Below are 24658 nucleotides of genomic sequence, written 5' to 3' on the forward strand. Positions count from 1 at the left end.
TTCTTTCCTTCACTTCCATCACTTCAAGAGGCAACACATGAGCCGACTCGACGTCACCGAAAAGATCATCTCCACCAAAGTCAGCAAAGGCCTGAGCTGGGCCGACGTGGCCAAGAAGGTGGGCCAGTCCAAGGAATGGACCACGGCCCTGTGCCTGGGCCAGATGACGGCCACGCCGGCGCAGGCCAAGGCGCTGGGCAAGCTCTTCGGCCTGAGCGTCGAAGAGCAGAAGTGGTTGATGGTCGTGCCCTACAAGGGCTCGCTGCCCACCAGCGTGCCGACCGATCCGCTGATCTACCGCTTCTACGAACTGGTGAGCGTGTACGGCACCACCTTCAAGGAGCTGATCCACGAAGAGTTCGGCGACGGCATCATGAGCGCCATTGACTTCAAGATGGACCTGCAGCGCCAGGCCGACCCGAACGGCGACCGCGTGAACATCGTGATGTCCGGGAAATTCCTCCCCTACAAGCAGTACTGATGGACCCGCGCCCGCCGCTGCCACCCTTCACCGCCGAGACCGCCGCGCAAAAGGTGCGCGGGGCCGAGGACGCGTGGAATTCGCGAGACCCTGACCGTGTGGTCAAGGTCTACACCGAGGACACGCGCTGGCGCAACCGCGCGGAGTTCCCGGTGGGCCGGGCCGAGGTGCACGCCTTCCTGGTGCGCAAGTGGGCGAAGGAACTCGACTACCGGCTCATCAAGGAGCTGTGGGCGTTTGGCGGCAACCGCATCGCGGTCCGCTTCGTCTACGAATGGCGCGACGATTCGGGGCAGTGGTTCCGCTCGCACGGCAACGAGAACTGGCAGTTCAACGAACTGGGCTACATGGAGCAGCGCCACGCCAGCATCAACGACCGCCCGATCCATGAGAGTGAGCGCTTGTTTCACTGGCCATTGGGGCGCCGCCCCGACGATCACCCCGGGTTGACCGAGCTGGGTCTTTGATGGCGCGCTGCGCTGGCGGGATGCACGGAAGCATCGGGGCACTGCCAGCACGGGTCTTAACGAGCAGCCGATTTGGGGAACAGCACCACGCCCGGCAAGCCTTTGAAATGCGCGTCGCAGGTCAACAGTTCGGCGCCGTGTTGCACGGCAGTGGCGTAGACGATGGCGTCGGCTGTGGCGAGTTTGTGCTGGCGGTGCAGATCGGCTGCGAGCAGCGCCGTCGCCGTGTCCAGTGATGCCACCCGGCATTTCAGGGTGTAGGCGATCACCTGATCGGCTTGCGCTTCACCGAGCTCGCGCCACAGCCATTTGGACAGCTCCAGCTGCACGATGGTGGGCACGATGCAGAGGGCCTTGTCGGGAAACTCTTTGGCCAGTTTTTTCCCAACGGACGAAGCCACCAGCCACTCGATCCACGCCGAGGTATCGACCACGCGCAAGGGTGCCGCCATCAGTAGCGGTCCTTGCGGTCGCGGTAGTCTTCTTTGCGCGCGCCTTTGGCGATGCCGGCCAGCTCTTCAAGCTGTGGCACCGGCATCATGAGAACGCCCTTGTCTTTGGGGATGAACACGAATTCCTGCCCGGCTTTCCAATGCAGTTCTTCGCGAACGGCTTTGGGAATGGATATCTGGAACTTGCTGGAGAGGGTGGCGGTCGTCGGCATTTTCTGGCTCTATCACGATCGATGGTGGTTTGGTAAGAATACCTCAAACACCTTCAAACGGAAAGTCAGCCGGGCAACGGAATCCACTCGTCCTTGTCGTCCGGCGGCAGCGGGATGCGGCCGGCAGCCCAGTCGGCCTTGGCCTGCTCAATGCGCTCTTTGCGCGACGACACGAAGTTCCAGAAGATGTGGCGCTCGCCCAATGGCTCGCCGCCGAAGAGCATCAGCGTGGCGGGCGTGCGGGCGGTGATCACCGCGTCCACGTCGTCGCCGAACACCAGCAGCTGGCCTGGCTGGTAGACCTCGCCCGCGTGCTCAATTTCGCCTTTGGCCACGTACACCGCCTGTTCGCGGTGGCCGCCGGGCAGGGCCTTGCTGGCGCCGTCCTGCCACTCGGTGTGCAGGTAGAACAGCGGCGAGTGCGTGCGCACCGGGCTGCTTTCGCCGTAGGCGCTGCCGGCGACCAGGCGCATCCACACGCCCTCCGATTCGATCACCGGCAGGTCGCTGGCGGGGTAGTGGGTGAAGGCCGGTTCGCACTCTTCGTCGGCCTCGGGCAGCGCCACCCAGAGCTGCATCAGCTCCAGCCCGCCGTCGGCGTAGGAGTCGGGGTGGGTGAAGCGCTCGCTGTGCGAGATGCCGCGCCCGGCCGTCATCCAGTTCACCTCGCCGGGGCGGATCACCTGCAGCACGCCCAGGCTGTCGCGGTGCGTGATCTGGCCGCTGAGCAAATAGCTCACGGTCGAGAGGCCGATGTGCGGGTGCGGGCGCACGTCGGCGGCGCGGTCGTACTGCGGCGGCAGCGGCACCGGGCCGGCGTGGTCCAGGAAGACGAAGGGGCCGACCTGTCGGCGTTTCGCGAACGGCAGAACGCGCCGCACCTGGAGGCCGTGGCCGAGGTCGGCCGCGCGGGCGTTGATCACCATTTCAAGCATCGTGTTCTCCTTCGTGTCAGGGCTTCAAGGCATTTCCCGATATTCAAAGAGCGGGCGCCGGAGGGTATTGCCCAGGCACCCGCGGAACCGGCTTTGCCGGGCCGCCAGGTGCGCCCCCTGGGGGGTGACGCCGCAGGCGGCGCAGGGGGTATCACAACTTGCCCATCCGGCCGCTCTGGAAATCAGAAAAAGCCTGGTGGATTTCCGCCTCACTGTTCATCACGAACGGTCCATAGCCCACCACCGGTTCGTCGATCGGTTCGCCGGCCAGCCAGAGCAGGGTGGTGTCGGTCACGGCGGTGAGCGTCACGCCTTCGCCCGCGCGTTCGTAGACGATCATCTCGGCGTCGGTGGCTTCGGCGCCGCTTTGCGTCTTCACCCGGCCCTTGAGCACCAGCGGCACCGTGGTGTGGCCCTCGGGCGCTGGCAGCGTCACGGTGTGGCCGGCTTTGATCTGAACGTCCCACACCTGCATGGGCGTGAAGGTCCTGGCCGGGCCTTGCGCGCCGAGCAGCGAGCCCGCGATCAGGCGCGCCGTGCCGGCGCCCTGGCCGTTCACGTCGGGCAGGTCCACCGTGGGCGTCTGCGCCGCGGTGATGCCCTGGTAACCGGGCGGCGCCATCTTGTGGCGCGCGGGCAGGTTGACCCACAGCTGCACCATCTGGAACGGCCCGCCGCTGCGGGCGAAGGCTTCGCTGTGGAACTCCTCGTGCACGATGCCGGCCGCGGCCGTCATCCACTGCACGTCGCCCGGGCCGATGGTGCCGCCCGCGCCGGTGGAGTCGCGGTGCGAGACCTCACCGTCGTAGACGATGGTCACGGTCTCGAAGCCGCGGTGCGGGTGCGCGCCCACGCCGCGGCGTTTCGGGGTCGGGTCGAAGCTGGTGGGGCCGCCGAAGTCGAGCAGCAGGAAGGGCGAGAACGCGGCCGGGTTGTGGTCGTACGAAAAGATGCTGCGCACCGGAAAGCCGTCGCCGACCCAATGGCCGTGCGGGTTGCGCTGGATGTGGGACACGGATTTCATCGTGGGGGTCTCCTTTGAAAAAGGATTGTCTGCCGAAGCCGTAAACCCAGCGAGCGCAGGGCAGTTACCCAGCACATGCCGAAGACGGCGCGGGGGGACAATACCCTCCATGCGCATCCAGACCTTGCGCGAGCGACTCCGAGCGCTCGGCGCCCTGCCCAAACACGAACACCGCGTGCTCCGCCTGTGGAGCCTGGCCCTGCCGCAGACGGCGGGCAAGCGCCAGATCGAACACTTCCTGCCCGCTACCTTGCGCGCTGAACTGCCCGCCATCGAGGCCGACCTGGCCGCGCTCGCCAGGCTCGAATCACAACACCCCGGCGAAGACGGCTCGGCGCGCCTGCTGGTGAAGCTGGGCGACGGCCAGATGGTCGAGACCGTGCTGCTGCCGCGCGACGGCGTCTGCGTCTCGACACAGATCGGTTGCGCGGTGGGCTGCGTGTTCTGCATGACCGGCACCACCGGCCTGATCCGCCAGGTGGGCAGCGCCGAGATCGTGGCGCAGGTGGCGCTGGCGCGCAGCCTGCGGCCGGTGAAGAAGGTGGTGTTCATGGGCATGGGAGAGCCCGCGCACAACCTGGACAACGTGATGGAGGCGATCGAGCTGCTGGGCACGGCTGGCAACATCGGCCACAAGAACCTGGTGTTCTCCACCGTGGGCGACCCGCGCGTGTTCGAAACCCTGCCCAAAGGCCCGGTCAAGCCGGCGCTCGCGCTCTCGCTGCACACCACCCGGGCCGACCTGCGCGAGCGGCTGCTGCCGCGCGCGCCGCGCATGACGCCGGACGAGCTGGTGGAAGCGGGCGAGGTCTACGCCCGCGCCACCGACTACCCCATTCAATACCAGTGGACGCTGCTGGGCGGCATCAACGACACGGATGAAGAGCTCGACGGCATCGTGCGCCTGCTCACGGGCAAGTACGCCATCCTCAACATGATCCCGTTCAACAGCGTCGAGGGCATGCCGTTCACGCGCCCGAGCTGGGAGAAGGCGGCGGCCATCGCCCGCCACCTGCACCGCCGCGGCATCCTGACCAAGCTGCGCCAGTCGGCCGGGCAGGACGTGGATGGGGGGTGCGGACAGTTGCGGGCGCGGGCGGAGCGGCCGGCGCGGCGGAACATTCCCATCGTTCCCGTCGGAAGCTGAGCCGGAGCCAGAGGCCAGGGCTGCGGCGGGGTCGCTTTGCAGCCAGATCGGTGTCGTGGATGATCGCTCTCAGCTCATCCCGACGGGGCCTTCGTCTTCATCTCTTCATCTCTTCATCTCTTCCAAAAGCCACTGGACAAACCGCTGGGTCTGCGGGCTCGCGTTCGGGGCCACACCGACGCAGTGGCTGCTCAGTGCCATCCGCACATCGGGCAAAGGGCAGACCAGACGCCCCGACGCCACGTCATGGGCGATCAGGGATGTCGGCGCCAAGGCGAAGCCCAGCCCATCCACGGCGGCCTGAAGCACAAAGTGCAGGTGCTCGAACTGCAGGCAACCGGCGGGCTTCAACCCGGGCACGTTCGCCCGCTGTTTCCAGTGCTCCCAGTCGTTGCTGCGCGATCTGGACAGCAGCAGAACATGGGACGCCAGCGACGCGGGGTCAGTGACCGGAGACCGGGCAAACAGCGCGGGCGATCCCACGACAAGGGCCTCGTCTTCCAGGCACGGGTGGATCTGCATCGCGGCCGGCCACCCCCGGGTGCCGCGCCGGATGGCCAGGTCGAACGCGTCCTGCGCCTTGTCGGGCGGCAGGGTGCTGGTCATCACCTGCGGCTCGATGTCCGGGTGCAGGGCCACAAACCCCGGCAACCGCGGGATCAGCCAACGCACCGCGAACGTGGGCCGGACGTTGATCTTCACGGTGCGCGGTGGCGCGCTGCCCCTGAGCGATTCGGCGGCCGAGCCAATCTGCTCCAGGGCGGGGCCGATCTGCGCATGGAACTGGTGGCCGGCGGCCGTGAGAAGCACCTGCCGGGTTTTGCGCTCGAACAGGGCCACGCCCAGGTGGGCCTCCAACGCCTGGATCTGGCGGCTGATCGCGCTGTGCGTCACGTGCAGTTCCAGCGCGGCCCGGGTGAAGCTCAGATGGCGCGCGGCCGCCGCAAAAGCACGGACCGCGTTCAACGGAGGCAGGCGGGGCAACATGTGTGCGATTTTCTCACGCATACCGCGCAGGAATACCGTTTGTCGAGCGTGGTGGTGTTGCGCACCATGCACCCATGCCAGCGCCCACCCTCCCTTCAAGCTCTGACCGCGACTCGCGCCATGCGGCCTGGGTGCTCGGGTTGTCACTGCCGGGAGACACGGTGCTCTACCTGCTCTTGCCCATGTTCGCGCCCGCGTTTGGTGTCAGCCTGCCCGAAGCGGGGATGCTGCTGGCCGCGAACCGCCTGGTGCGCATCGCCGGGTATGGGGCGGTGGCGCGGTTCTACGCCCGCCACGGTGAGCGGCGCACCTGCACGCTGGCGGCGCTGGCCGCTGCGGTGTGCGCGCTGGGGTATGCCACGGTCACCGGCTTCGTCGCCTTGTTGTGCCTTCGGCTGCTGTGGGGGCTGGCGTTCGCCGCGCTGAACCTGACCACACAGGCCTTGGCCACGGCCGAACCGGCGGGCGCCGCGCGCCGGGCCGGGCGTTCCCGCGCGGTGACGGCCCTGGGGCCGATGCTGGCGCTGCCCTTGGGCGGTGTGTGTGCGCTGTGGCTGGGTCCCAAAGCGATCTTTTTCCTGTTCGCGATCGCCGCGCTGGCTGGGGTGCGGGTGGCGCGCCAGCTGCCCACCGTCCCCCACGCCGAACCGCCGTCGGGGAAAAAGTGGGCCAGGCGCCCGGGCAGCCTGGACAGTTTTTCTTTTGTTGAAGGCCTGGTGCTGGACGGCCTGTTCATCATCGGCCTGTCGTACCTGGGCCGCGACCTGCTGCCGGGCCATCCGGTCGTCGTGGCGGGCCTGCTGTTGTCGGTCCGTTACCTGGCGGAAATCGTGCTGAGTTCGGCGGGCGGGCACATGGCGGAAAGGCACGGCCCGGAAGTCCTGCTGGTGGTCTTCTCGGTGCTGACGTCCGTCGCCCTCGTGGGCTTTGGTTTCGGCTGGTTGTGGACCTGCGCACTGGCCATCGTGATCCTGCGCGCCCTCTTGCTGCCGCTGCTGCCACCGCTGGTCGCGCTTCGCACACCGGGGCCTGGGCGCATACAGGCCCTGGCCACGCGGTCGGTCTGGCGGGACATGGGGGCGGGCGGCGGCCCCGTGCTCGCGGGCCTGCTGTTGCCCATTGCGCCGGCGCAGTGGATCTATGGCGGTGCGGCGCTGCTGCTGGCGGGCACGGCACTGGCCTGCGTCAAGCGGCGCAGCGATTGAGACGAACCACCCCCGCCGCCATGGAAAACCGGTTCCGGTTTTTTCATCCACCTTTTTTTGGAGACTTTGAATTGGACATGCATCACACCCTGGTTGTGTGCGCGGGCGGCACCGTGGGTCTGCCGAAGCGCCCGATGAACCATGGCAGGGACGGCGGGCACCTGCTGGTCAACCCGCCCCGACCGGTCTGGGAACGAAGCGAGTTGACGCCCGATGAGCTGGCCCGTTGGGCCTGTCTGGTGGCCGCCACCGGAAAGGCCATGCTGGACACCTTGCCGCAGCTCGACGGCGGGTGCCTGAACTATTGGGAGGCCGGCAACAACGCGCTCAATGCGCTGGCCCAGCCCGTGGGCCCCAAAACCCCTCGGCTCCATCGCAAGATGCACCTGCATGTGTTTGGACGAAGCCCGCAGGCGACGCATCCCGATTGGCAATGGGGCGAGCCGCCCCGGTTTCCGGCGTTTGCCCAGTCGGACGCTTGGTGCGCGCAGTTCAGGGGGCTGGAGCCCGGTGAATGTGTGGCCATTGCCGCAAGGATCCAGGTGCTGCTGACGACCCGGTACGGGATGGGCCCTTTGGCGTCAGCGCCCTGAGCGTCTCCAGGTTCCAGACCGCCTTGAGCGCCGCCGGGGGGCTTCACCACACGGCCTGCCGCAAAAACGGCCGCGCACCCCGGGCGCTCAGGCGCTGGTGCAGGGCATCGCAAGCCGACGCGTCCGGCGCGGTGATGACCCACTGGCGCGCCGAGGGCGCGGCCACCGCGGCGATCTCGGCTCCGGCGTTGAACGCCACCACGGTGTCGCCCGGCGCGGTGGACACGGCCAGCAAGTGGCGCAGCATGGCCTCTGCCGGGCTGGACGACGGGCCCCAGGGCACCGTCGGGCCGGGCAGGACGGGCTCGACGCGGCGCCGGTGTTTGGCGTAGACATGCACCAGGCCATGGCGCAGGGCGGCGCTGGCCATGCGCGGCGAGGGCGGGGTGTGCCAGAGGATGTCCTGCGCGCTGTTTTCCGAGCCGAACACCGTGTCCACCACGAGCCGGGCGCAACCCGCCGGGTCTTGCCCGAGCCGCACGCGGATGAAGCCGGTGTCCGCGAGCAGCGCGCGCATGAGCAGCAGCCGCAGCGTGAGCCCGGTCAGGCGCTCCTTGTCGGCCTGTGCCGCGCTGCCGGCGCGCGCCGCCGGGGCGTCCGGGCCAGGGTCAAAACAAATCAGACCCACCCGGCCACGCAGCCGGGGCAGGGCGGGGTGGCCGGCCAGCAGCGCGGCCAGCACCGCCAGATCGTCGCCACACACCAGGTGATCGCGGTGGTCGCGGCTGGGGTGGTCCGGGTGGTCGAGGTGGTGCGCGGCGCCGTGGGCGGACAATGCCCGGTGCCGCGGGTGCCATGCGATGCGCTGCCGGTCGTCCAGACCGTCCAGAAAGTGGCTGGCCTGCCGGTGCCCGTGGGCAACGATGTCGGGCAGCCGCAGGAGCAGTGACTTCTTCATGGCTTTTTGTTCCCCCTGGTGTGAACAAAAAGTTTAACAAAACAACAACCAAAAGGTGTTCAGGAGGTTGCTCGAAACTTACTTTCCTGTTCATGAACGAAAAAGCGGAGTTTGCCCAGCGCCTGCGCGATGCCATGACCCAGGCGGGCTATGCGCTGCGCCCAGTGGTGCTGGAACGCGAATTCAACACGCGCTACTGGGGGCGTTCGGTCACGCTGCAGGGGGTGCGCCGCTGGCTGCGCGGCGAGGCCATCCCGTCGCAGGAAAAGCTGCAGGTGCTGGCCGACTGGCTGGGGTTGGAGCCCGAGGTGCTGCGCTTTGGCGTGACCGTGCGCCACTCGGTGCAGGAGCGCCGCCAGCGCTGGGACGAGGGCGTGGGCTACCAGGAGCGCGAGGCCTTCGAAGCCTTCCTGAAGCTGCCGGCCCCGCAACGCAAGATCGTGCGCGAGGTGATCCTGGCGTTCGCGAAGGCGCATGCGGCGCCGGAGTCTTGAAGGCGCGTTTTAAAGCTGGCTTTAAAACGTTGGCTTCACATTCAACGTTGCTTGAATACGGCTGGCCGCTGTGGCGGGGTGGGCGCTTTCGGCGGCCTTGAATACCACGCCCCGCGGCATGAAACGGAGCCGCCCAGGGCACCGCCGGGCCGGCTTTTCCCCACCCCCTGTGAAGGGGGTAGCGCGAAGCGCTGCGGGGGTGTTTCGAATCAGTGCAGCGTCATCGGGTGCGAGGTGGTTTTTACCCGCACCACCGCGGGCTTCGCCTCGTAAGGCACCGGCTCACCCCCGCAGATGTGCGCCGCAATCGCCCGCGCCTGCCGTGCAATGGGCTCGATGAAGCGGCTGGCCTGGCCGTTGATGGTGATGCAGTCGCCCAGGGCGTGGATGCGCTCGTCGCTGGTGCGCAGCGTGGCCGCGTCCACGGCGATGCCGTTGTTCCAGGCCAGTGCGGCGCTGTGCGCCAGGCGCGGCGGGGTCGTGAGGCCGGCGGCGGCGATCACCTGGTCGGCTGCGAACTTCTGGCCGCAGGCGGTGGTGATGCGGTAGCCGCCGCCCAGCTTCTCCACGCCGGCCACCTGCACGCCACCGACGAAGCGGATCGGCAGGTCTTTCCAGGCTTCCAGCAGGGGAGCGCCCGCCTGCTCACCCGGCCAGCGCGCGAGCGGCTGGGCCATCACGTCGAGCAGGGTGATGCGGTGGCCGCCGAGCGCGAGGTCGTTGGCGAGCTCGCTGCCGATCAGGCCGGCGCCGACGATGACCACGTCTTTCGCCGTGTCGCCCAGCGCGGCGCGCAGGCGCTGGTACGCGCCCAGGTGGTTGATGCGCCAGCAGTACGCAGCGGGCAGCGCGGGTGGCAGCGCGGCCTGCGCGCCGTGGGCCAGTACGAGTTGGTCGTAGCGCAGCGTGCCGCGTGTGGTGCGCAGGCTTCGCGTGTCGGGGCAGATGCGCACGGCGTCGGTGTGGGCGAGCAGGCGCACGCCCAGGCGCTTGGCGGCGTCGGTGCCGGTCTCTTTCACCAGCTTGCCGGGGTCCATCTGCCGCGCCACGGCCACCGAGAGCAGGGGCTTGTCGTACACATCGGCGGCGCAGGCGCTCACCAGGGTGATGGGCAGGGCGGCGTCGAGCGCGCGCAGGGCTTCGGCCATCTGCCAGCCGGCGCGGCCGCCACCGACGATGACCACGCCCGGTGTGCCGCCGCGCATCGCCACCGGGGCCGCGCCGGCGGCGCGCGCCCGCAGCTCGTCCAGGCTGGGCGCGCTGTAGGGTTCGAAGTCGCTCTTGGTCACGCCGCAGAGCGGGCAGGCCCAGTCGTCGGGGATGTCTTCGAAGCGCGTGCCGGCGGCCAGGCCGCTGTCGGGGTCGCCCTCGGCCTCGTCGTAGATGTAGCCGCAGGCGTGGCAGATGTATTTGTTGAATGGAGCCCCCACGCTGGCCACTTCATGCGCTGCAGCGGGGGCGAGCGCTTGCAGGGCGGCGGCCGCTGCGGCAAGGGGCGTTGCGTTGGCGGGCGCGGCGTTCATGGAGGCGCCTGCGCTCATGCCGGCATCTCCTCGGCGCTCAGCCGCGCGATCTCTTTGCGCAAGTGCTTGATGGCCGGTGTGACGATGGCGACGAACTGCGCTTCGCGCACGCGGCGCTGCACCTCGCTGCTCATCAGGTAGCCGCGCGCGCCCTGGTGCATCAGCGCGGAGTTGGCGGCGCGCAGGCAGAGCTCGGCGCCGTGGGCGCGCGCGTCGAGCACGTCGATGAAGTAGTCGGTCGAGGTGTCGAACGGCGTCTGTGCCAGCTTCATGATGCGGGCCACCAGCGCGTCGAACTCGGCCTGCAGTTCGGCGGGCCGGTCTTCCAGGTACTGGTTCACATGGCCGAGCTGGCCCTCCACCGCCCACATGCTGTCGATCGCGCCCTGGATGATGCCGGCCGCAATGCCGCACTGCAGCAGCACGAAGCCGCCGCGGATGCGCGCGATGGTCGGCTTGGCCGGGTCGGCCACCACGTCGTCCATGCCCACGAACAGGTCTTTGCAGTGCACGCTGTAGGTGCCCGTGCCTTCCATGCCCGAGAACTCGGGGCAGGCCTTGAGCGTGACGCCGGGCGCGTCGCAGCGCAGCATGAACATCATCTCGCGGCCGGCGCAGGCGCCGTCGATCTGCACCGAGGCGATGGCGCCGAAGTAGTGGTCGGGCCCGAGGTTGCTGACCCAGGGCAGGGTGCCGTTGACGCGGTAACCGCCTTCGACCGGTGTGGCCTTGAGCAGCAGGCTTTCGATTTGCGCAAAGCTCTTCATCGGGTTCGACAGGCCGGTGCCGCCCAGCGTCTCGCCGCGCACGTGGCGCGCCAGCCGCTCGCCGGTGAGCGCCGGGTTGCCCGAGGCCTGCATGTACAGCCCCGCCACGCACTGGCACCACATCATGAAGCCCGTGGCGCCGCAGACCTTGGCCGCCTCGGCCATGGCCAGGATGGCCAGGCCGTAGTCGCCCGGCGTGCCATCCGGCTGCGGCAGGTGCGCGCTCATCGCGCCGGCTGCGGCCAGTTGCTGCATCACGTCCACCGGGTAGGCGCCCCGGTCGATGGCGTAGGCCTGCTCGGCCAGCGGGCCCTGCGCGATGGCGCGCACCGCGTCGATGAGACCAGCGGGTGGGGTGGCGAGTTCGGGGGGCAGGTCGGCGGGGTTCATGGCGGGTCCAGTGGGTGGGGGCCCTTCGACAGGGCCTGTCCTGAGCCCGTCGAAGGGCTCAGGGCGAACGGGGGAGTTCGCTCCTTCCCCCTCTGGGGGAAGGCGGGGATGGGGGCCCGCGCGCCGGCAACGCCGCTTCATGCATGCCCCCACCCCCACCCTCCCCCAGAGGAGGAGGGAGCTAAAAACTTCAAGCCATCGAGATCTCAAACGGAATCGGGTTGCGCATCGTGTTGGCCACCGGCGAATAGAAGTTCGCGTGTTGCACGATCTCGTCCAGCACCTCGCGCGGCGCGTCGCCTTCCACCAGCACCTTCACGCGAATGGCCTGAAAGCCCATCTGCGGCGGCGTCATCTGCAGCGCACCACCGGCGCCCCAGGCGGCCGGGTTGCCGATGTCGCCTTCCAGAAACACCTCCAGCTTGCTCAGCTTCACGCCCTTCCAGGTGGCCACGGCCGTCACGCCCACGGCGATGCAGCCGCCCAGGCCCGAGAGCACGATCTCGCCCGGCGCGGGCGCCGTGTCTTCGCCGAACAGGTGCAGCGGCTCGTCCACCACCACCACGTGTTTCTCGCCCACGTGCGACAGCGAGCGGTACTGCCCCTCCATCACGGTGTGGACCTTGTTGGTGCCGCGCCGCGCCGGGTTGGCCTTGCCGCCCGCGGCGAAGTCGGCCAGGCCCTTGGCGTCGATGGGGCGCAGGTAGGCCTTGACGGTGGTCACGGGCGCGGTGGGGTCGAGGGTGTCGGTGGAAGACATGGGGTTTCCAGAAAGGTGAAAAACGGGTTGAAAAGAAAGCGGTTCAGGCCGCCAGCGCCAGGCTGGCGGGCTTGCTGGACTTGGCCACCGGCAGACCGGTCTCGATGGGCAGGCTCTCGTCGCGCGACCACTCGTTCCAGGAGCCGAAGTACATGCGCACGTCGGAGAAGCCGGCCTGCTTGAGCGCGAGGAAGCTGTTGGACGCACGCGCGCCCTTGAAGCAATACAGGTAGACCGTGTCGTCGGGCGCGATGCCGGCGGTGGCGCACTCGGCCTTCACCTCGTCCGGCGTCTTGAATACCGGGCCCTGCGCCGAGGGTTTCATGAAGCGGTACCACTCGATCCACTTCGCGCCCGGCAGGCGGCCCTTGCGCGGCGCGAAGTCTTTGCCGTAGGGCGAAGAGCTGTCGCCGATCCACTCGTCCACGTCGCGCACGTCGAGCAACACGGTGCTGGTGCCCAGCGCGGCCTGCACATCGGCCTGCGTCAGCATCACGTCGCTCATCGGCAGCTCGGGGAAGGTGGCGGGCACGGGCGTGGCCGCTGCGGTCGACACCGGCAGACCGGCGGCCTTCCAGGCGCTGAAGCCGCCGTTGAGCACCTTGATCTTGGGGTAGCCCAGCCAGGTCAACAGGTAGTAGCCGCGGCACGACTGGCCGTAGCCGCTGTTCATCGCGTCTTCGTAGAACACGGCCGTCTCGGCGCCCGAGAGACCGGCCTTGCCCAGCGCTTCGGCGAAGGTGGCCTTCAGCGCCTGCAGGCCCTCGGGCGTGGAGGTGGCGAGAAAGGTGAACACCTCGCGCAGGTTCACCGCGCCGGGGATGTGGCCAGCGGCAAAGGTGTCGGCGTCGCGCGTGTCGATGATCACCACCGGTTCGGCGGCTTGCAGCGTGGCGAGTTGATCGGGTGCGATCAGGGTGGCTTCAATGCTCATGGGGACCTCTTGAAAAGGGCAAAGGCAGGATGGCCTGGGTGCTCTTTTGCAACGGTCGTGCCAGGGTGGCGGGCGGTGGGGTCAACGTGCGCAAGCCGTTGATTTTGCTGGTTTTATGGGGGTTTTCGCAAGATTGCGCTGAGGATCGCCGCTGCGGGCGATTGCCACTGTGTTGACACAATGTCAACACAGTGGCGGTATTGCGGTTTGCAGTGGACCTGGGTGGCAAATGGGAGGTCAAGGCCGGGTTCGACTCGGTGCGGGTATTCAATGCGCCGGATCACTAACTGGTAAGTAGCGGTTTGGGTCGGCGGTGGCAGCGTTCAAGCTCACGGTCCCTGCAAAGTTACAGCCATTCGGGCGTGGTCAACGTGTCAGGAACGGTCGGTAGGTTTATGTGTGCAAACTGGCGAGGTGAACGTTCTCCAGATTTGAGCGACGTTGTAGGATCGCACCTCTGCCTATGCACGTTGTATAGGGATGCACTCCAGCACTTGGGGGCATTGCTGATAAAGTGGCCGGATGATCTTAAACAACCTTGCAACGCTGCCGCGCGTTTGTTAGGCACGGTCGAAATTTGCGCGACGCATACCCGTCGTACAAAAGACAAAGTGAGGATGCCAGTGACAAACATTGCTAAGGTTGCTTTGAAGCGGTTTAAACAATTAAAAGACTTCGAGCTTGACCTTTCCGATACGGCCGTGCTAATTGGTGCGAACAACTCTGGCAAAAGTAGTGTGCTTCAGGCATTGCATTTCGCTGTCTCAGTGGCACAGACTGCCAAGCTTGTTGGGGAAGGCGTCAAATGGGGGGCTGACAAATTCGAACTGTCTTTCAACCCCTCGCAACTCCTCTACTCGCCAATTGCGGACGTGCTCGCACTAGCGCACGGAGGGCAGCTGTACGAGGCGGCCGCTGGGCAGATTGAGGTAGAGGTCGTAATGTCCGATGGGAGCATGTGCCGCGTCGCCGTTCGGCGGGGCAGAAACCGAAATATCGCAGTGTCTCTCTCAGGGAAACTTGTGGGCGAGCGGCTGATGAATTTGGACCGTCCATTTACCGTGTATGCGCCTGGACTCGCCGGGATCGCCAAGGAAGAGCGGTATATGTCCCCCGGTGTGGTTCGGCGGATTGTTGCCCGAGGAGATGCAAACTTAGTGCTCCGGAATGTTCTGCTAATGATCTCTGAGGCTGACTTACGTGAGAGGGCGGAGCTACAAAAGAGACTGAGGGAAAATTACGAAAAGAAAAAGGTGGAAGGAAAGCCTGTCCCATATTGGGGCTACGAATTTTCCAGATTTCGAGGTCCACTTAAACGTTTCCAACAGGACATGCAAGCGCTGTTTCCTGGTATCTCATTCGAAATTCATTTTGACAGAGAACGCGACGAAAATATCCAGGTGTTTTTCACGCAACCAGGAATGCCACGTCTACCGATAGATGCTGCAGGGACGTCGATTTTGCAGGCCAGTCAGATCCTGGCTTACATCACACTTTTTCGTCCGGAGGTCCTTATTCTCGACGAGCCGGACTCGCATCTGCATCCAAACAACCAGCGAGCGCTTTGTGAACTAATTACGACCCTTGCAGAGGATCGAGGATTTCGGGCGTTGTTCAGCACGCACTCCCGACATGTATTGGACGCACTTAAAGATAGAGCGCAAGTCATTTGGGTTAGCAATGGTAAGAAGGTGGCCTATGACGCAGTATCCACACCCGCCATGCTAATGGAGCTAGGCGCGCTGGATTCTGTGGACTACTTTGCGAACGGTCAATTCACATGTTTAGTGGCGACAGAGGATAGCAAGAAGGAGTCTTTGGATGCACTGAAAGCGGTGTTGAGCAGTAACAGCTTTCCACTTCAAAAAATTGATGTCCGCCCGTATGCAGGTTGTTCGAAAATCGACGCTGCCAAGGTTTTGCGAAGTTTCCTATTGGATAAAGCGCCAAACGTAAGGTTTGTACTTCACCGAGATCGTGACTACTTGGATGATATCGCTATTGCAAAGATCGAAGAGGATCTCGCCAAGATAGATGCTCACGCTTTTGTTACAGCCTTAAGCGATGTCGAAAGCTATTTTCTCAATGCAAACCATATTGCACATCTTAATCCCGAACTAACTACTGCGCGAGCACAGGAGCTGATCGATGAGGCGACATCCGCAACGAGAGAAAAATCGATCAACGCTCTAGTTAATATTAGAACCGAGGCAGCGATCAGAGCCCGAAACGGCGGACCGGCTCACAACGCCGGGGAGCTCGCTACTGCGGCCTTCAAGGACTATGACAGTGATCCTGTGACGTGGCGCAGAGGGAAGATCGTCTTCAACGAACTCAAGTCTTTGCTCCACAAGGAGTTGAAGAAACAGGCGAAGATCTTGTACCCTTCCACTTACCTCATGTGTCCAGAGTTGCAGAAGATCAGAAGTTCCGTATGGCCCTCCTAGCTCTGCCACACCGAGCTTAAAGGCATGAGAGGCTGCAGATGTGGCAGGCTACTAGCCAGCTTGTTCGCTCAGACAGAATTCATAAGTCCGCACCGCCATATATCGGGGTGGGCGGCGACTACGAAGCTCGCCCAATATTTGCGTTGAATAACTTTGGTTCCAGCAATAACCGTCGCTCAGTGGCCGTGACGGAACTACGGTAAACAGTCGATTAACCGAAGGACATGAGTGATTGCTTGTTCTTGGTCCACAGACCGCTCCTGGCTGATGAGTGACATGTTCGCCCCAGTCGTCTTGGCAGATGAATCGTCCCGCAACCCGTTCGGCACTTCGTCTATCGGCAAACCAGGTCATCCGCATCCAGCGCAGGCGGACGCATCAGGTCTTCGTCGATGCCCATGACGGCGCTGGCCCGTTCGACGGCCCGCCACAGCAAGGGCGGCATCTTCAAAATCTCGTCGGGCGTGTCGGCCTGTGCGATCCAGCTGCTGATTTGTTGATGCTCATCGGGGGTCAGCAATGCCAGGTTCAGCATCTCGTCAATGGTTTTCATGGTGGCTTCGGTCAAGTCTGGGGGAACAGCGCTGATGCTGTCACACATCCCGAGCGCGGGCTTTCACGGTCATCTTTCACGTCGGCCCTTCACCGCAACCCCGCCTTGCGCAGCCGGTAGCCGAACTGCCGCAGCGTCAACCCCAGGCTCTGCGCCGCCCGCGACTGGTTGCCCTGGTGGCGGGTCAGCGCGTCCTGCAAGGTCTGTGGGTCGTGTGACGTGGCGCTCTGGTAGTCGCGCACCAGCCCGGCGCCTGCGGGCAGGGCCGGCGGTATCGGGGCCGAGGCGGGCGCGGGCCGGGCGCCCGCCAGCGCCTCGGGCATGAAGCGCTCCAGCGCCGCGGCCGTCACCAGCGTGTGGTCGGCCAGCAGCACCAGGCGCTCGATCAGGTTGCCCAGCTCGCGGATGTTGCCGGGCCAGTCGTGCGCCTCCAGCCGCGCCAGCGCGTCGGGCGCGAGGTTGACGTTGCGCTGGTGCGCCTGGTTGGCGCGGCTCACGAAATGCAGGGCCAGCGCGCGCACGTCTTCGCGCCGCTCGCGCAGGCTGGGCAGGCGGATCGGGATCACGTTGAGCCGGTAATACAAATCCTGCCGGAAGCCGCCGGCCTGCACCTCGCGCGCCAGGTCGCGGTTGGTGGCCGCGACCAGTCGCACGTCGATGCGGATCTCGCGCGTGCCGCCCAGGCGCACCAGCGTGCCTTCCTGCAGGGTGCGCAGCAGCTTGCTCTGCATGGCCAGCGGCAGCTCGCCGATCTCGTCCAGAAAAATGGTGCCGCTGTTGGCCTGCTCAAACCAGCCCGCACGCGCCGTGCTCGCGCCGGTGAAGGCGCCGCGCTCGTAGCCGAACAGTTCGGACTCGAACAGCGTATCGGGAATCGCCGAGCAGTTGACCTTGATGAACGGCTGGTCGCGCCGGCCGCTGGCCAGGTGCACCGCGCGGGCAAACAGCTCCTTTCCGGTGCCCGACTCGCCCAGCAGCAGCACCGTGGCCTGCGACTGCGACACGCGCTCCAGCTCGCCCAGCGCCCGCAGCAGCGCGGGCGAGCGGCCGATCAGCCCGTAGCGCGCGCTGCCCAGGTCGATCGCGCGCTCCAGCGCCTCGTTGCGCGCGGCCAGCTGGCGCCGCTCTTCGGCCACCAACTGCTCCAGCTGCAGCAACTGGCCGGCCAGCGTGGCCAGGATGCGCAGCAGCGCCAGGTCGTCGTTCAGGTGCCGCTGGCGGCTGCGGATGCGGTGGCAGGCCAGCACGCCCACGGTGGCGCCGTTCACTTCGATCGGCAGCGCGATGAAGGCCACGGTCTGCGGCGGCAGCTGGGCGCGCGCCACGGTGCGAAAGAGGAACAGTGGCTCGGCGTCCACGTCCTGCACGATGGCGGGCAAGCCGCTGGCCAGCACCCGGCCGGTGATGCCCTCGCCCCAGCGGAACACGCCGCGCGCCGCCTCGTCGGCGGTGAGGCCATAGGCGTGGCGGATGGACGCGGAGCGCTCCGCGCCCGGCGCCGCCTCGTCGGCCAGCACCATGCGCCCCCGGTTCAGGCCCAGCAGCTCGCTCATCAGGTGCAGCATTTCGCGCAACACGAAGGCCGGCGCCAGGCTGCGGCCCACCAGTTTCATGACCTCGCGCATGAGCAGCAGCTCCTGGGCGTGCCAGTCGGTGCCGGGGGTGTCGGGGTCGGTGCGGTGGGGTGGCATGGGCGTGGGAGGGGTTGGCGGGAGCACAAGCAAACATCGCACCAGCGCCGTGCCTGGCGCCGTTGGCGGCTAAAATCACCCCCTCTCAAGGAGCGCTGCAGCGCCGGGGGCATCGGCCAGATGCCCGCACCCGGTGTCAGGCTTGAGACGTCGGGGCCACACGGCCCTGGCTGGTCGTACAGACCCCCAACGGCGCTCACCAGTTTTTGCCCGCAACCCTGGTGAGCCTCATGTCCGTTGTTTCCGATTCCACCGCTTCCGCCCCGTCCCACGCCGCCGCCGTGCCGCCCATGCTGCTGTCCGGCCTGGAGCCGTTGCGCATCGGCGAGGGCAGCCTGTTCGTCAACGTGGGCGAGCGCACCAACGTGACCGGCTCCAAGGCTTTCGCCCGCATGATCCTGAACGGCGAGTACGAGCAGGCGCTGGCCGTGGCGCGCCAGCAGGTGGAAAACGGCGCGCAGGTGATCGACATCAACATGGACGAGGCCATGCTCGACAGCAAGGCCGCGATGGTGAAGTTCCTGAACCTCATCGCGGGCGAGCCCGACATCGCGCGCGTGCCGGTGATGGTGGACAGCTCCAAGTGGGAGGTGATTGAGGCCGGCCTGCGCTGTGTGCAGGGCAAGGGCGTCGTCAACTCCATCAGCATGAAAGAGGGCGTGGACGAGTTCAAGCGCCAGGCGCGGCTGGTGAAGCGCTACGGCGCGGCGGCCGTGGTGATGGCCTTCGACGAAAAGGGTCAGGCCGACACCTACGAACGCAAGGTCGAGATCTGCGAGCGCGCCTACCGCATCCTGGTGGACGAGGTGGGCTTCCCGCCCGAAGACATCATCTTCGACCCCAACATCTTCGCCATCGCCACCGGCATCGAAGAACACAACAACTACGCGGTCGATTTCATCAACGCCACGCGCTGGATCAAGCAGCACCTGCCGGGCGCCAAGGTGAGCGGCGGCGTGTCCAACGTGTCGTTCAGCTTCCGCGGCAACGACCCGGTGCGCGAGGCGATCCACACCGTGTTCCTGTACCACGCGATCAAAGCCGGCATGGACATGGGCATCGTCAATGCGGGCATGGTGGGCGTGTACGACGAGCTGGAGCCTGAACTGCGCGAGCGTGTTGAGGACGTGGTGCTGAACCGCCGCCCAGACGCCGGCGAGCGCCTGGTGGAGGTGGCCGAGACCGCCAAGAGCGGTGCCAAGGACGAGAGCAAGAAGAACGAGTGGCGTGCGCTGCCGATCCGCGAGCGCCTCAGCCACGCGCTGGTGCGCGGCATGAACGAGTTCATCAGCGAAGACACCGAAGAGATGTGGCGCGAGATCGAGCGCGAGGGTGGCCGCCCGCTCAACGTGATCGAAGGCCCGCTGATGGACGGCATGAACGTGGTCGGCGACCTGTTTGGCCAGGGCAAGATGTTCCTGCCGCAGGTGGTGAAGAGCGCGCGTGTGATGAAGCAGGCCGTGGCCCACCTGTTGCCCTACATCGAAGCCGAGAAACTGGCGCAGCAGGCCGCGGGCGCGGACGTGAAACCCAAGGGCAAGATCGTGATCGCCACCGTGAAGGGCGACGTGCACGACATCGGCAAGAACATCGTCACCGTCGTGCTCCAGTGCAACAACTTCGAGGTGGTGAACATGGGCGTGATGGTGCCCTGCCACGAGATCCTGGCCAAGGCCAAGGAAGAGGGCGCCGACATCGTGGGCCTGTCCGGCCTGATCACGCCCAGCCTGGAAGAGATGCAGTATGTGGCCGGCGAGATGCAGAAGGACCCGCACTTCCGCGAGAAGGGCATTCCGCTGCTGATCGGCGGCGCCACCACCAGCCGCGTGCACACGGCGGTGAAGATTTCGCCGCACTACGAAGGCCCGGTGGTCTATGTGCCCGACGCCTCGCGCAGCGTGAGCGTGGCGCAGAGCCTGATCGGCGACAGCCGGGTGAAGTACATCGCCGAGCTCAACGCCGACTACCACCGGGTGCGCACCCAGCACGCCAACAAGAAGCAGGTGCCGCTGTGGCCGCTGGAAAAGGCGCGCGCCAACAAGTGGCTCCCCGCCTTGCCCCCTCTCCCGCAGGCGGGAGAGGGCAGGGGTGAGGGCTCTCCCGAATCCGCCTGGGCCAGCCACCAACCCACCCAGCCGAAATTCATCGGCAAGCGCCAGTTCAAGAACTTCGATCTCGCCGAGATCGCGAAATACATCGACTGGGGCCCGTTCTTCCAGACCTGGGACCTCGCCGGCCCCTACCCCGCGATCCTGAGCGACGAGGTGGTGGGCGAGCAGGCCACCAAGGTGTTCGCCGACGCGCAGGCCATGCTCAAGAAGATCATCGAAGGCCGCTGGCTCAGCGCCAACGGCGTGATCGGCCTGTACCCGGCCAACACGGTCAACGACGACGACATCGAGCTCTACACCGACGAGAGCCGCAGCCAGGTGGCGCTCACCTGGCACGGCCTGCGCCAGCAGACGGAGAAGCAGGAGGTGGACGGCGTGCTGCGCCCCAGCCGCTGCCTGGCCGATTTCGTGGCGCCCAAGGGGGTGGCCGACGACTATGTGGGCCTGTTCGCCGTCACCGCCGGCCTGGGCGCCGACAAGAAGGAGCGGCAGTTCCTGGACGCCAACGACGACTACTCGGCCATCCTGTTCAAGTCGCTCGCCGACCGCCTGGCCGAAGCCTTCGCCGAGTGCCTGCACCACCGCGTGCGCACCGACCTCTGGGGCTACGCGGCCGACGAGGCGCTCAGCAGCGAAGACCTCATCAAAGAGAAATACCAGGGCATCCGCCCCGCACCGGGCTACCCGGCCTGCCCCGACCATTCGGTCAAGCGCGCCATGTTCGCGCTGCTGCAGGCCGACGAGATCGGCATGGCGCTGACCGAAAGCCTGGCCATGACGCCCGCGGCCAGCGTGAGCGGCTTCTACCTGAGCCACCCGGACAGCAGCTACTTCAACGTCGGCAAGATCGGGGAAGACCAGGTGCAGGACCTGGCCGAGCGCAGCGGCGTGGCCGCCAGCGAACTGCGGCGCTGGCTCGGGCCCAACTTGTAACCGTTTGTATGGGAGATTCCCCCGCTCGACCACCTGCGGGGACACAGCATCGGCGCACTGTGCTAGAAAGTGCCCAGACTTCAAGTGACGGGTAGATCATGGCGGTGTGCAAGGCTTGCGGAACAGAAAACAGGAACAAGGCGAAGTTCTGCAGGGGCTGCGCTGCGCCATTGCCGCCAGAGGCCGCGTCGACGCGCGGCGGCGCGCTTCCAGAACACATCTGCCCGACCTGCAAGGTGCGCAACCCGGCCAAAGCCCGGTTCTGCCAGGCCTGCGGCGTGCCCCTGGTTCCGCCGTCGGTGGCCTACCACCCCATGCCCGAGCTTCCCGGGAGCGGCACCCGCCAGCGCGCAGGCGTTCTGCTGGTGGGGGTCGTGCTGGTGCTGGCGAGCCTTGGGACCTGGTGGAAACTGAGCAACACCAGCGACCCGGCCTCGCTGGCCGCCACGCCCGAGGCCACAGTGCCCGCCGCTTCCGCGAACGAACCGGCGCCGCCCGCCCCGGTGCCCGCCCCCGAACCGGCCGTGCCGGACCTCGCCACGGCCTCAACGGCGCCGGGCAGCGAGACGCATCTCTCGGAGGCCGAGCGCCTGCGCCTGTCGCTGGAGCGCCTGGAGCGCGAGGACCAGGCCCGCTCCGCCGCGCTGGAGCAGCAGCGAGCGGCCATGGCGGCGGAACAGCGGCGGCGCGCCGAGCAGGCCCGGCGCCGCGCCGAAGCCACCGCGGCGGCGGCCGCGTCCCCGACGCCTGCGCCGGCACCGTCGCCGCAACCCGCCACGGCGACACCGGCCGAGGCGAAAACCGAAACCACTCCGCCGCCCGCGGCGTCCGCCGCCACGGTGGAGCTGGCCTGCGCCGGCAGCACCAACTTCTTCGCGCGCGACCTGTGCCGCATCCGCGAGTGCCGCAAACCGTCTTTCGCCCGCGACCCGATCTGCGTCCGGTTCCGCGAAATGGAAGAAGCGAGCCGCCGCAAGCTGGACAACTGATCGCCCTGCAAAGCGCGGCTGGCGGCGCGGGCCGTTCGCGCTGAACGGGTCCGTGACGTCCCTCCCCGGGGCGGGCGCCCCGATTGGGCTTGTGGTGTGGGCCCGAATCGCTACCATGCAGCTGTCCACAACGGACAAGACCAGGGAGGTCAAGCGATGAAAAAAAGCATGGTGATCGGGGCCGCGTTGCTGTGGTTCGCGGCGGTGGCCCGCGCGGCCACGCCCACGGAGCAGATGGAAGGTTTCCTGCTCCAGCTGGAGCAACAGGGGGTGGAGCCGGCGGTGCAGGCGTTTTTCCGGCCCAGCCCGGGGGCCAGCGTGGCCATGCCGCAGATTTTGATGATGCAGCAACAGCTCAAGACCGTGCTGCCCACGCTGGGCACCGCGAGCGGTTTCGAGAAGGTGCGGGAATGGAGCCTCGCCCCCTCCCTCATGCGCCTGATGTACCTGGGCAAATACCCGCAGACGCCGCTGATCTGGAGCGCCTATTTCTACAAGAGCAGCGACGGCCAGTGGTGGCCGGCCCGGCTCGACATCAGCACCGATCTGAACAAGGCCCTGGACGGGGTGAATTGAGGGGGCTGGAAGGCCTTCGTTCCGCCTCCGATTCCTTGCACCGCCGCGTTCAGCCCAGGCCGGCCTGCCAGCCGATCTCTGTCACCAGCCGGTGTTCGCCACCCGGGAGCACCGTCACCGCGTCGTCCGCCACGTTGGCGGTTTCCACGCAGACGAAGCGCTGGTATTCGTCGTCCGCCAGATCGGCCATGCCGGCCGCCAGGGTGGCCCCGGGGTTCCACACCACGGCGCTGCGGCTGCCTTCGCTGCGGATGCGCAGCGTGCGTTGCCCGGCACCGTCCTGCACGCTCAAAGCGGCGGGGGCGCCGGTGTAGATGCGGTCCACCTCGGCCGTGAACGTGACCGCGCCCAGCTGCTGCCGCAACGCGCCCGAGGCGCCGGCCGCCTTGTCGAGGTAGGGGCAGTCGTCCAGCCCGGCCACGGCGGTCCGCGCCAGTTCGCCCACCGCCAGGTAGCTGTGCAGCGCCTGGGTGGTGGTGAACGGCTGGCCGCCGGTGTTGCGGGTCAGCAGTGCCAGCCGCAGGCTCGGGCCGACGGTGATCTCCAGCATCAGCTGGAAACCGTGCGGCCAGATCGCCCGGGTGTCGGGTGTGTCCGTCAGCGCCAGCGCGATGCGCGTGGCGCCGTCGGGCAGGGCGGTGGTGCCAGCGACCGACCACAGCCTTGTGCGCGCGAAACCGTGGTTGGGCCGGCCCAGGCCCTCGGGGTCGGGGCCAAACCAGGGCCAGCACACCGGGACGCCGCCCCGGATCGCCGTGCCCACCTGGTACCTGGCGCGCTCGCTCACAAACAGCAGGTCGGCGCTGGCCGTGTGCGGGCGGAACCGCAGCACCTGGCCGCCGTGCAGGGACACCTGCGCGCTGGCGTGCGCGTTGTGGACCTCGATCAGCGGCAGGCCGCCTGGCCCGGCGATGAAGGCCAGTTGATCGGGGATGGCGTGGGCGGCGTTCAGGTGGTCGAGTGTCATGGGAGTCCCTGGGGGGCGGAAGCGGCCGGCATGCGCCACCGCTCGAAGCTGGCGCTCAGTTGCCGAGCAGGCCTTCCTTCAGACGCATGTCGACCGGGTCGTTGCCCAGCCAGATGCGCAGCACCATCTGGAAAAACTCCGCGTCGTCGATGGCATCGCCCTGGGCCACACCCTGGATGAAGAACTGCGTGCCCTTGCCCGGGACGAACTCCATGGCAAAGGTGTGGCCCTCGTCCACATGGCTCTTGCCCGAAAAGATGTCGATCAGGCGCGTGGTCGAGAGCGTGTGCTTGCGCATCAGCTCGGGCGGGTTGTTGTCCTTCAGGCCGCGCAGGAAAGCCAGGCCCAGGTCGGTGCCCGAGACCTTGCGCTGCGCCACGAAGCTCAGTTTCTTCGGGCCGGGCAGCGCCAGCACCGCCTCGGAGGTCTTTGCGGTGGCGGGCAGGTACATCGCCATGTCGTACACCTTGAAGATCGCCTTGTAGCGCGTGCCGGTGCCGTTCATCACCAGCGTGCTGCCCGCCAGGGTGGTGGTTTTTTCAAAGGCGGTGGCCGCGCCGGAAACGCTGGTGGCGGCGAGCAGCGCCGTGGCCAGTATCAGCTGGAGCAGGGAGGAGGGCTTCATCGGGTTGTCTCCGTTGTTGTGGTTGGGGATAGGGTCTCGGGGGTGAAGTATGGGCAGTGCGGGCGCCCGCTCGGTGCCCAGGCGCCGCCGTTGGGCGTCAGCCGCGGCCGCGGGGCGGGCGGCTGGCCGCCTTCCAGTAGCCGAACTCGTCTTCGTGCACCTCGATGTCCAGCTCCTGCACCCGGCCCAGCAGGCGCTCCTGCGCGTCGGCCACGGCCCGGTTGTAGATGCTCGGGCCGATCTCCTTCAGGAAGAAGTTCAGCAGCCCGCCCGCGGCCACGTTGCCGATGGGCTCGTCCATGTGTTCGCGGAAATAGCGCTCGATGGAGGTGGTGGCCTGCTGGCGGGCTTCTTTGGAGAGTTCGATGCTCATGGTGGTCGGGTCCGGGTGGCGTGCGGGTTCCGAGTATCCCGCTTTGGTTCTCCTTTTTGGCGCCGTCCGCGGGCGTTTCAACCGCCCATCCCGGCGCCACGCCCGCTTGCGGGCCGGCGGCGGG

The 24658-nt window shown here is 66.8% G+C and carries 25 protein-coding genes, 1 pseudogene and 1 riboswitch; of the genes and pseudogenes, 11 read left to right on the forward strand and 15 right to left on the reverse strand.

Going from position 1 to position 24658, the window contains the following annotated elements; genetic code table 11:
- Positions 1-37 precede the first annotated feature (37 nt).
- Complete coding sequence (gene cynS, locus AC07YZ_RS19605; RefSeq protein WP_226490813.1) at positions 38-481, forward strand: cyanase; 444 nt, start codon at positions 38-40, stop codon at positions 479-481.
- Positions 481-948, forward strand: a complete 468-nt coding sequence (locus AC07YZ_RS19610; RefSeq protein WP_226490814.1) for a nuclear transport factor 2 family protein — start codon at positions 481-483, stop codon at positions 946-948. Before cynS ends, AC07YZ_RS19610 begins: the two co-directional genes overlap by 1 nt.
- 56 nt (positions 949-1004) lie before the next feature.
- On the opposite strand, the gene AC07YZ_RS19615 is transcribed toward AC07YZ_RS19610, so the two are convergent.
- From AC07YZ_RS19615 to AC07YZ_RS19630, 4 genes are all read right to left on the reverse strand, one after another.
- On the reverse strand, positions 1005-1400 hold the full coding sequence (locus AC07YZ_RS19615) for a type II toxin-antitoxin system VapC family toxin (protein ID WP_226490815.1): 396 nt from the start codon (positions 1398-1400) through the stop codon (positions 1005-1007).
- A complete protein-coding gene (locus AC07YZ_RS19620) occupies positions 1400-1612 on the reverse strand; it encodes an AbrB/MazE/SpoVT family DNA-binding domain-containing protein (RefSeq protein ID WP_226490816.1) in 213 nt (70 codons plus the stop codon). Before AC07YZ_RS19620 ends, AC07YZ_RS19615 begins: the two co-directional genes overlap by 1 nt.
- Before the next feature lie 65 nt (positions 1613-1677).
- A complete protein-coding gene (locus AC07YZ_RS19625) occupies positions 1678-2547 on the reverse strand; it encodes a pirin family protein (RefSeq protein ID WP_494795971.1) in 870 nt (289 codons plus the stop codon).
- A gap of 151 nt (positions 2548-2698) precedes the next feature.
- Positions 2699-3571 (reverse strand): pirin family protein, encoded by an 873-nt coding sequence (locus AC07YZ_RS19630; protein ID WP_494795972.1) that lies wholly within the window; start codon positions 3569-3571, stop codon positions 2699-2701.
- Between the two features lie 109 nt (positions 3572-3680).
- Here AC07YZ_RS19630 and AC07YZ_RS19635 point away from each other — a divergent pair, with 109 nt between their 5' ends.
- On the forward strand, positions 3681-4718 hold the full coding sequence (locus AC07YZ_RS19635) for an RNA methyltransferase (RefSeq protein WP_494795973.1): 1038 nt from the start codon (positions 3681-3683) through the stop codon (positions 4716-4718).
- A 105-nt stretch (positions 4719-4823) separates the two neighbouring features.
- Here AC07YZ_RS19635 and AC07YZ_RS19640 read toward each other — a convergent pair whose 3' ends face one another.
- Complete coding sequence (locus tag AC07YZ_RS19640; RefSeq protein ID WP_494795974.1) at positions 4824-5705, reverse strand: LysR substrate-binding domain-containing protein; 882 nt, start codon at positions 5703-5705, stop codon at positions 4824-4826.
- A 74-nt stretch (positions 5706-5779) separates the two neighbouring features.
- Between AC07YZ_RS19640 and AC07YZ_RS19645 the strand changes: the two genes are divergently transcribed.
- Both AC07YZ_RS19645 and AC07YZ_RS19650 read left to right on the forward strand, forming a co-directional pair.
- On the forward strand, positions 5780-6910 hold the full coding sequence (locus tag AC07YZ_RS19645; protein WP_494795975.1) for an MFS transporter: 1131 nt from the start codon (positions 5780-5782) through the stop codon (positions 6908-6910).
- Positions 6911-6987: 77 nt separating this feature from the next.
- Positions 6988-7503, forward strand: a complete 516-nt coding sequence (locus AC07YZ_RS19650; protein WP_494795976.1) for a hypothetical protein — start codon at positions 6988-6990, stop codon at positions 7501-7503.
- A 43-nt stretch (positions 7504-7546) separates the two neighbouring features.
- On the opposite strand, the gene AC07YZ_RS19655 is transcribed toward AC07YZ_RS19650, so the two are convergent.
- Positions 7547-8401, reverse strand: coding sequence for a hypothetical protein (locus tag AC07YZ_RS19655; protein ID WP_494795977.1), 855 nt, complete (start codon positions 8399-8401; stop codon positions 7547-7549).
- A gap of 92 nt (positions 8402-8493) precedes the next feature.
- On the opposite strand from AC07YZ_RS19655, the gene AC07YZ_RS19660 reads away from it, so the two are divergent.
- The gene (locus tag AC07YZ_RS19660; RefSeq protein ID WP_494795978.1) at positions 8494-8895 is read left to right on the forward strand and encodes an XRE family transcriptional regulator; all 402 of its coding nucleotides are present in this window, start codon (positions 8494-8496) and stop codon (positions 8893-8895) included.
- A gap of 209 nt (positions 8896-9104) precedes the next feature.
- Here the strand turns inward: AC07YZ_RS19660 and rd are convergent, their stop codons facing one another.
- The 4 genes from rd to AC07YZ_RS19680 all read right to left on the reverse strand — a co-directional run bounded on the left by rd (position 9105) and on the right by AC07YZ_RS19680 (position 13269).
- On the reverse strand, positions 9105-10436 hold the full coding sequence (rd, locus tag AC07YZ_RS19665) for a rubredoxin (RefSeq protein ID WP_494795979.1): 1332 nt from the start codon (positions 10434-10436) through the stop codon (positions 9105-9107).
- Positions 10433-11575, reverse strand: a complete 1143-nt coding sequence (locus AC07YZ_RS19670) for an acyl-CoA dehydrogenase family protein (protein WP_494795980.1) — start codon at positions 11573-11575, stop codon at positions 10433-10435. The genes rd and AC07YZ_RS19670 overlap by 4 nt, the downstream gene beginning before the upstream one ends.
- Positions 11576-11765: 190 nt before the next feature.
- Entirely contained in the window at positions 11766-12335 is a 570-nt protein-coding gene (locus tag AC07YZ_RS19675; protein ID WP_494795981.1) for an OsmC family protein, read from the reverse strand.
- 43 nt (positions 12336-12378) lie between these two features.
- Positions 12379-13269: a sulfurtransferase gene (locus tag AC07YZ_RS19680; RefSeq protein WP_494795982.1), complete on the reverse strand. Its 891-nt coding sequence runs from the start codon at positions 13267-13269 to the stop codon at positions 12379-12381.
- Between the two features lie 494 nt (positions 13270-13763).
- On the opposite strand from AC07YZ_RS19680, the gene AC07YZ_RS19685 reads away from it, so the two are divergent.
- Entirely contained in the window at positions 13764-15716 is a 1953-nt protein-coding gene (locus tag AC07YZ_RS19685) for an AAA family ATPase (protein ID WP_494795983.1), read from the forward strand.
- 334 nt (positions 15717-16050) lie between these two features.
- Here AC07YZ_RS19685 and AC07YZ_RS19690 read toward each other — a convergent pair whose 3' ends face one another.
- Together AC07YZ_RS19690 and AC07YZ_RS19695 are read right to left on the reverse strand one after the other, a co-directional pair.
- The gene (locus AC07YZ_RS19690) at positions 16051-16269 is read right to left on the reverse strand and encodes a hypothetical protein (protein WP_494795984.1); all 219 of its coding nucleotides are present in this window, start codon (positions 16267-16269) and stop codon (positions 16051-16053) included.
- Positions 16270-16358: 89 nt separating this feature from the next.
- Entirely contained in the window at positions 16359-17960 is a 1602-nt protein-coding gene (locus tag AC07YZ_RS19695; protein WP_494795985.1) for a sigma-54-dependent Fis family transcriptional regulator, read from the reverse strand.
- Between the two features lie 81 nt (positions 17961-18041).
- Positions 18042-18165: riboswitch (S-adenosyl-L-homocysteine riboswitch) on the forward strand.
- A gap of 25 nt (positions 18166-18190) precedes the next feature.
- Between AC07YZ_RS19695 and metH the strand changes: the two genes are divergently transcribed.
- The 4 genes and pseudogenes from metH to AC07YZ_RS19715 all read left to right on the forward strand — a co-directional run bounded on the left by metH (position 18191) and on the right by AC07YZ_RS19715 (position 22569).
- Positions 18191-21004: a methionine synthase gene (gene metH / locus AC07YZ_RS19700; RefSeq protein ID WP_494795986.1), complete on the forward strand. Its 2814-nt coding sequence runs from the start codon at positions 18191-18193 to the stop codon at positions 21002-21004.
- Positions 21005-21102: 98 nt separating this feature from the next.
- Positions 21103-21270: pseudogene (locus AC07YZ_RS19705) on the forward strand (double zinc ribbon domain-containing protein); the annotation flags it as partial.
- 12 nt (positions 21271-21282) lie between these two features.
- A complete protein-coding gene (locus tag AC07YZ_RS19710) occupies positions 21283-21993 on the forward strand; it encodes a hypothetical protein (RefSeq protein WP_494796017.1) in 711 nt (236 codons plus the stop codon).
- A 156-nt stretch (positions 21994-22149) separates the two neighbouring features.
- Positions 22150-22569, forward strand: a complete 420-nt coding sequence (locus AC07YZ_RS19715) for a hypothetical protein (protein ID WP_494795987.1) — start codon at positions 22150-22152, stop codon at positions 22567-22569.
- Between the two features lie 49 nt (positions 22570-22618).
- Here AC07YZ_RS19715 and AC07YZ_RS19720 read toward each other — a convergent pair whose 3' ends face one another.
- The 3 genes from AC07YZ_RS19720 to AC07YZ_RS19730 form a co-directional block, all read right to left on the reverse strand.
- A complete protein-coding gene (locus AC07YZ_RS19720) occupies positions 22619-23536 on the reverse strand; it encodes a D-hexose-6-phosphate mutarotase (protein WP_494795988.1) in 918 nt (305 codons plus the stop codon).
- A gap of 55 nt (positions 23537-23591) precedes the next feature.
- Positions 23592-24161 (reverse strand): chalcone isomerase family protein, encoded by a 570-nt coding sequence (locus AC07YZ_RS19725; protein ID WP_494795989.1) that lies wholly within the window; start codon positions 24159-24161, stop codon positions 23592-23594.
- A 97-nt stretch (positions 24162-24258) separates the two neighbouring features.
- Positions 24259-24534 carry a DUF2164 domain-containing protein gene (locus AC07YZ_RS19730; protein ID WP_226490838.1) on the reverse strand — a complete coding sequence of 92 codons (276 nt, stop codon included), beginning with the start codon at positions 24532-24534 and terminating at the stop codon, positions 24259-24261.
- Between the last annotated feature and the right edge of the window lie 124 nt (positions 24535-24658).

It is taken from the genome of Hydrogenophaga sp. GW101-3F08 (assembly GCF_059424585.1).

Bases quoted from the DNA above. Each gene is read 5' to 3' on its own strand.
- cynS (WP_226490813.1), top strand. From the start codon at position 38: ATGAGCCGACTCGACGTCACCGAAAAGATCATCTCCACCAAAGTCAGC.
- AC07YZ_RS19610 (WP_226490814.1), top strand. From the start codon at position 481: ATGGACCCGCGCCCGCCGCTGCCACCCTTCACCGCCGAGACCGCCGCG.
- AC07YZ_RS19615 (WP_226490815.1), bottom strand. From the start codon at position 1,400: ATGGCGGCACCCTTGCGCGTGGTCGATACCTCGGCGTGGATCGAGTGG.
- AC07YZ_RS19620 (WP_226490816.1), bottom strand. From the start codon at position 1,612: ATGCCGACGACCGCCACCCTCTCCAGCAAGTTCCAGATATCCATTCCC.
- AC07YZ_RS19625 (WP_494795971.1), bottom strand. From the start codon at position 2,547: ATGCTTGAAATGGTGATCAACGCCCGCGCGGCCGACCTCGGCCACGGC.
- AC07YZ_RS19630 (WP_494795972.1), bottom strand. From the start codon at position 3,571: ATGAAATCCGTGTCCCACATCCAGCGCAACCCGCACGGCCATTGGGTC.
- AC07YZ_RS19635 (WP_494795973.1), top strand. From the start codon at position 3,681: ATGCGCATCCAGACCTTGCGCGAGCGACTCCGAGCGCTCGGCGCCCTG.
- AC07YZ_RS19640 (WP_494795974.1), bottom strand. From the start codon at position 5,705: ATGTTGCCCCGCCTGCCTCCGTTGAACGCGGTCCGTGCTTTTGCGGCG.
- AC07YZ_RS19645 (WP_494795975.1), top strand. From the start codon at position 5,780: ATGCCAGCGCCCACCCTCCCTTCAAGCTCTGACCGCGACTCGCGCCAT.
- AC07YZ_RS19650 (WP_494795976.1), top strand. From the start codon at position 6,988: ATGCATCACACCCTGGTTGTGTGCGCGGGCGGCACCGTGGGTCTGCCG.
- AC07YZ_RS19655 (WP_494795977.1), bottom strand. From the start codon at position 8,401: ATGAAGAAGTCACTGCTCCTGCGGCTGCCCGACATCGTTGCCCACGGG.
- AC07YZ_RS19660 (WP_494795978.1), top strand. From the start codon at position 8,494: ATGAACGAAAAAGCGGAGTTTGCCCAGCGCCTGCGCGATGCCATGACC.
- rd (WP_494795979.1), bottom strand. From the start codon at position 10,436: ATGAGCGCAGGCGCCTCCATGAACGCCGCGCCCGCCAACGCAACGCCC.
- AC07YZ_RS19670 (WP_494795980.1), bottom strand. From the start codon at position 11,575: ATGAACCCCGCCGACCTGCCCCCCGAACTCGCCACCCCACCCGCTGGT.
- AC07YZ_RS19675 (WP_494795981.1), bottom strand. From the start codon at position 12,335: ATGTCTTCCACCGACACCCTCGACCCCACCGCGCCCGTGACCACCGTC.
- AC07YZ_RS19680 (WP_494795982.1), bottom strand. From the start codon at position 13,269: ATGAGCATTGAAGCCACCCTGATCGCACCCGATCAACTCGCCACGCTG.
- AC07YZ_RS19690 (WP_494795984.1), bottom strand. From the start codon at position 16,269: ATGAAAACCATTGACGAGATGCTGAACCTGGCATTGCTGACCCCCGAT.
- AC07YZ_RS19695 (WP_494795985.1), bottom strand. From the start codon at position 17,960: ATGCCACCCCACCGCACCGACCCCGACACCCCCGGCACCGACTGGCAC.
- metH (WP_494795986.1), top strand. From the start codon at position 18,191: ATGTCCGTTGTTTCCGATTCCACCGCTTCCGCCCCGTCCCACGCCGCC.
- AC07YZ_RS19715 (WP_494795987.1), top strand. From the start codon at position 22,150: ATGAAAAAAAGCATGGTGATCGGGGCCGCGTTGCTGTGGTTCGCGGCG.
- AC07YZ_RS19720 (WP_494795988.1), bottom strand. From the start codon at position 23,536: ATGACACTCGACCACCTGAACGCCGCCCACGCCATCCCCGATCAACTG.
- AC07YZ_RS19725 (WP_494795989.1), bottom strand. From the start codon at position 24,161: ATGAAGCCCTCCTCCCTGCTCCAGCTGATACTGGCCACGGCGCTGCTC.
- AC07YZ_RS19730 (WP_226490838.1), bottom strand. From the start codon at position 24,534: ATGAGCATCGAACTCTCCAAAGAAGCCCGCCAGCAGGCCACCACCTCC.